We start from the raw sequence: 4,765 nt of genomic DNA on the forward strand, positions 1-4,765 counted from the left end.
GGCACGATCCCGTCGCTCGCTCCCGGAGCCTCGTCGACTCTGACGGTGAAGGCGACGGTCGGGACGTCGACTCCGCTCGGCAACCTGCGCAACAACGCCTGTGCCGTCGCGACCTCGTCCAACCAGGCGTGCGACTGGGACGACACGACCATCGACAAGCAGACCAAGCCCGTCCTGACGATCACCAAGGACGACCAGCAGGGTGACGTCAAGCTGGGTCAGAACCTGACCTACGACATCGTGGTGCGGAACACCGGTGACGGTGCTGCCAAGAGCGTCGTGGTCAGCGATCCGCTCCCGGCCGGTCTCGACTTCGTGTCGGGCAGCGGTCCTGCCGGCATCACGGTCACGGCCTCCGGGCGCAACGTGACCGCCGACCTCGGCGACCTCGCCGCAGGGCAGTCGGTCACGCTCAAGGTGAACGCCAAGGTCAACCAGTCGGCAGCGCCGGGTGCATTGTCCAACCAGGCGTGCGCCGCCGCGTCGAACGCAGCGAACGTCTGCGCAACCGACACCGACACCGTCAAGCGCGAGTTCTTCCAGTACACGTTCAACTCGAACCCGACCGACCCGCAGCCGGGTCAGGCGGTCACGTACCGGATGGAGTTCGGCAACAACGGCAACGTCGACTCGGCGAATGCGGAGATCGAGTACGCCCTGGCCGGCGTGCTGGATGATTCCACCTGGAACCCGTCCAGCGTCACGGCCAACAGCGGCACCGTCGTGGTCAGTGGCAACACCATCGACTGGAAGGGTCCGCTGGCGTCCGGCCAGACCGTCGTGATCACCTTCACCGGTGTCTGGAACGGCAACGGAGACGGCTTCGCCTTCCCCGGTGTCACCTATTACGGGAGCGCCCGCTAAGGAGCGCCCCGGCGAACAGGAGAGGGCCGTCCTTCCAGGGCGGTCCTCTCCTCGCCCCGTTTTGCACCACCCGCAGTGAGAGGTAGTCATGGCCAGCAGCACGATCGTCGAAGACCCGCGAAGAGAACTCCGACCTCCTGTGCGGTTCGCGCTCGGCGGGCCGAAGGGGGACCGCGCCGCTCGAATCCTCGCGGCGTTGCTGTTGATTCTCGCGGTGCTGGCCCTCGTCTGGGTCAACGAGGCGTTCCGCTCTTTCGAAGCCTCGGCTGCGACCTGGGCTCTCTCCCCCTTCGTCGAGGGTCAGCGTCTTCCCATCGCCGAGCACTACTTCGTGCGGACGCCCGAGCATGAGCTCATCGCCCTTCGCGTCACCGTCGAGTGCACCACGCTGCTGATCGGCGTTCCCCTGACGGTCGTCGGCGCGGTCATCCTCGCCAGCACGCGAGTGCCATGGAGTCGCAGTGTGCTCGGGATCCTGGCGATGTGGGCCATCATCTTCGTCGTCAACCTCCTCCGGCTCGTGATCATCGGATGGTCGACGCAGACCTGGGGTCTCGACCCCGGCTATGAGATCAGCCATGTCTTCGTCGGTTCCGTCGTCGGCATCATCGGCTATGCGCTCGGGCTAGCCGCCCTGTTGCTCATCGTCGGCGTGCGGCCGCGTCGCCGTCGCCGCGTCGTGCCGGAAGAGACCGAGGGGCCTCGCTACCACCGAAACGGCGCGCTCTGACGCGAACCTGAAAGGCCGTTCCATGCTCTCCATACTCAACGCCTTCACGATTCTTCTCGGCGTCGCCTTCGTCACCTACGTCGTCTTCATCCTCGTTCCGTACCTCCGGTACCCGAAGGCGATCCCGGGGGACCCCGCCGACTTCGAATGGCACTTCTTCATCCCGTGCCGTGACGAGGAGGCGGTCATCGACACCACCATCTCGCGCGCCCGTCGGGACTTCCCCGGTGCGCACACCTGGGTGATCGACGACGACAGCGAAGACGCCACCTCGGCGATCGTCTCGCGGTGGGCCGCAGAGGACTCGCACGTGCACCTGGTGCAGCGCCGCCGTCCGCAAGCCCGCACCGGCAAAGGCGACGCCCTCAATGCGGCCTACCATCAGCTGCTGAGCTGGCTGCCCGAAGACGCCGACCATGAACGGATCGTCGTCGTCGTGATCGATGCCGACGGCGAGATGGAGCCCAACGCCCTGGAGATCTGCTCGGCCGAGGACACCTTCGGCGATCCCGCGGTCGGTGCGGCGCAGATCGCGGTGTGGATGAAGAACCGCGACGACAAGAAGCCCTACCCGAACAGTGGCCGGTTCGCGAACACCTTCGCCCGTTTCCTGCTGCGCATGCAGGACCTCGAATTCCGCACGACCATCGCAGCGATGCAGTCGCTGCGCGCGAAGACGGGAACCGTGGGGCTCGGGGGGAACGGACAGTTCACGCGGCTGTCGGTTCTCGACGCGATCGGCGAGAAGTTCGGCGAACCATGGCACGGAGCTCTCCTGGAGGATTACGAGTTGGGCGTGCACGTCGTGCTCGCCGGTTTCCAGGTCAAGCACGTCTACGACACCCATGTGAACCAGGAGGCGCTCCCGTCCATCCGCCGTCTCCTCACACAGCGCACGCGCTGGGCGCAGGGCAACATCCAGTGCGTGAAGTACATCGGCGAAGTGGTGAAGTCTCCTCATGTCGACAGCGCGGGTGTGATCGAGACCAGCTACTACCTCGTCCTCCCGTTCCTGCAGATGCTCGGCGCGCTGTCATTCACGATCCTGGTGGGTGCGCAGGTTTCGCTGTTGATCCAGGATCCCGCTCAGGTGCAGCTCGCGCTCGGCAGCGTCCTGGGCCTCGTCGGACTTCTCTCGGTGTTCTCGATCGCCCCCTTCGCTGTCTGGGGCTTCGTCTACAAGGTGCGCTGCGAGCCGCAGGCCAGCTGGTTCACGGCCCTGATGTGGGGGCTGGGTGTCTGGCTCTACGTGTATTACATGTACATCTGCATCGCGCGGGCCTTCCTGCGCATCATGCGCCGGAAGAACGGCTGGGCGAAGACGCGACGTAATGCGGAAGCGCACGTCGTCGTCGGGGGCTCGGTCGCCGTCGAGGTGTGATGCGGGGGACGCCCGTTCCGGCGAACTCACGGCTCGCAGCCCCCGCACGAGCGAGATGCGAAAGACTGGAGGCATGACTTCGCCTGCACTCGACACCCTCCTGGCCCGCATCGTCGAGAGCGGACTGCTCGAGGATCCGATCGCCGAGAACGGGCTGGTGTACGGGCGCGCGATCATCGACGCCGCCGGTACGACCGTCAACGTGAACGTCGATCCGGAGCTGGAGGACGTCCAGAGCGATGACGTGGATCATGAGGCGCTGGTCGCGGCAGTCGCCCGCACCCTCTCGGTCGGGGAGTCTCGGTGGCGCTCGGTGATCGACGAGATCGTCGCCGACATCGAGGATGCCGTCGACGACGAGCCCGTCGCGGAACAGATCGACCTGCGCGATGATCTCGAGGCCACCTCGGTCGTCGTGTTCGCCGACGCGGTGCTTCTCGCCTTCCTCGCGCCGAAGCAGTTCCCCGAGTCGCGCATCCTCGTGCAGCTCGACGAGGACTTCGAGGTCGACGGCGTCGAGGTGCGCGACCTCGACGGCTCGGAGACGATCGACTTCGACACCCTCGACGACCTGCTCGACGAGATCAGCCGCTCCGACAGCTGATCTGCTGAGTGCCGACCTCCTGCTGATGACCGCGGATCCTCGTTCTGCTGCGTCTTCTCCGTATCGTGTCGGGGGAGCAGCACGCGTGGTGCTGTCCGTGCTGGGCGCGATCGTTGCGGGGTTCGCCGTCGCCTGGTGGGTGACCACGGTCCAGCGGATCCCCGTGAGGTCCGACGCCGACCTCGCATCCGTCTCGTTCGGCTTCCCTCTTCCGTGGGTCTCGCAGGACCATTCGTCCAACCCTTTCGCCACCTATCCGGCAGAGGTGGTTCTGCGCCTGACCGGTCGAACGGGCATCGCCTATCCGACCGAATACGAGTGGTTGCCGTTCATCGCCGATGGTGTGATCTGGGGCGCGGCGTTCTGGCTGGTGGGCATGGTCGCTCTACCCGCATTGATGGGGATGTTCCGCCGGGAGTAGGACTCAACGCCCGCAGGCGGAACGCGCCGATCGCAACCGGATCGCGTAATGGTGCCGCGACCTTTCACTCCTGTACGCAGGAGAGAACTCGATTCGACGGTGTTCCGTCGAGCGTTGCGGAAAGGCAGACCTGAATGACCAGCCGCGTGATCGTCCGCAGCACCTGTGCAGTCCTCGCCGTCGGCGCGGCACTCGCGATGAGCGCCCCGCTGACGGCCGCCGTGCCCGTCGCCGCAGCAGCGGAGCAGTCCGCACTGAATTGGGTGGTGAACACGAGACCAGAAGCGCCGAGCGCGGATGTGCTGCGGTCGGCCATCGAAGGCGCCGGCGGGGAGCTGTTGATCACCTATCCCGAGATCGGGGTGACGGTCGCCCGCGCACCCGACGGCGACTTCCCCACTCAGCTCGAGAGTCTCGCCTGGGTCCAGTCCGTTGGCCCGACCCGGACGTCGACCGATCCGGACACGCCGACCGCACCCGGGCCACCGATCGCCGGCGACACGACGGAGCCGACGACGATGCCGGCCGAGGGCACCGCGTGGAACACCGTCGCCATCGGGGCGACGTCACCGTCGGGGAAGGGAGTGGTGGTAGGCATCGCCGACAGCGGCATCGATACCGGACATCCGGACCTCGCCGGCCAGATCGACCCGGCGTTGTCCGTCGGCTGCACCGTCAACGGCGTACCGGACACGAGACCCGAGGCGTGGCAGCCGGGAACCGACGGCGCGAGCGCGCACGGCACGCACGTGGCCGGCAGCGTGG

6 protein-coding genes are annotated in these 4,765 nt (G+C 66.6%); all 6 read left to right on the forward strand.

Annotation, left to right across the window (positions count from 1 at the left end; translation table 11 throughout):
- Window positions 1-864: isopeptide-forming domain-containing fimbrial protein (locus tag DSP71_RS00215; RefSeq protein ID WP_220151056.1), on the forward strand; the 864-nt coding region annotated here is incomplete at its 5' end.
- An 88-nt stretch (window positions 865-952) separates the two neighbouring features.
- The gene (locus tag DSP71_RS00220) at window positions 953-1,594 is read left to right on the forward strand and encodes an exosortase/archaeosortase family protein (RefSeq protein WP_061016047.1); all 642 of its coding nucleotides are present in this window, start codon (window positions 953-955) and stop codon (window positions 1,592-1,594) included.
- A gap of 22 nt (window positions 1,595-1,616) precedes the next feature.
- Window positions 1,617-2,975 carry a glycosyltransferase family 2 protein gene (locus DSP71_RS00225; protein ID WP_113680072.1) on the forward strand — a complete coding sequence of 453 codons (1,359 nt, stop codon included), beginning with the start codon at window positions 1,617-1,619 and terminating at the stop codon, window positions 2,973-2,975.
- Window positions 2,976-3,048: 73 nt separating this feature from the next.
- A complete protein-coding gene (locus DSP71_RS00230) occupies window positions 3,049-3,579 on the forward strand; it encodes a hypothetical protein (RefSeq protein ID WP_061016051.1) in 531 nt (176 codons plus the stop codon).
- An 85-nt stretch (window positions 3,580-3,664) separates the two neighbouring features.
- Window positions 3,665-4,000 carry a hypothetical protein gene (locus tag DSP71_RS00235; protein ID WP_113680073.1) on the forward strand — a complete coding sequence of 112 codons (336 nt, stop codon included), beginning with the start codon at window positions 3,665-3,667 and terminating at the stop codon, window positions 3,998-4,000.
- Window positions 4,001-4,134: 134 nt separating this feature from the next.
- A partial coding sequence (locus tag DSP71_RS00240; protein WP_147251138.1) for a S8 family serine peptidase occupies window positions 4,135-4,765 on the forward strand: 631 nt, incomplete at its 3' end.

The organism is Microbacterium sp. H6 (assembly GCF_003314775.1).
GTDB lineage: Bacteria > Actinomycetota > Actinomycetes > Actinomycetales > Microbacteriaceae > Microbacterium > Microbacterium oxydans.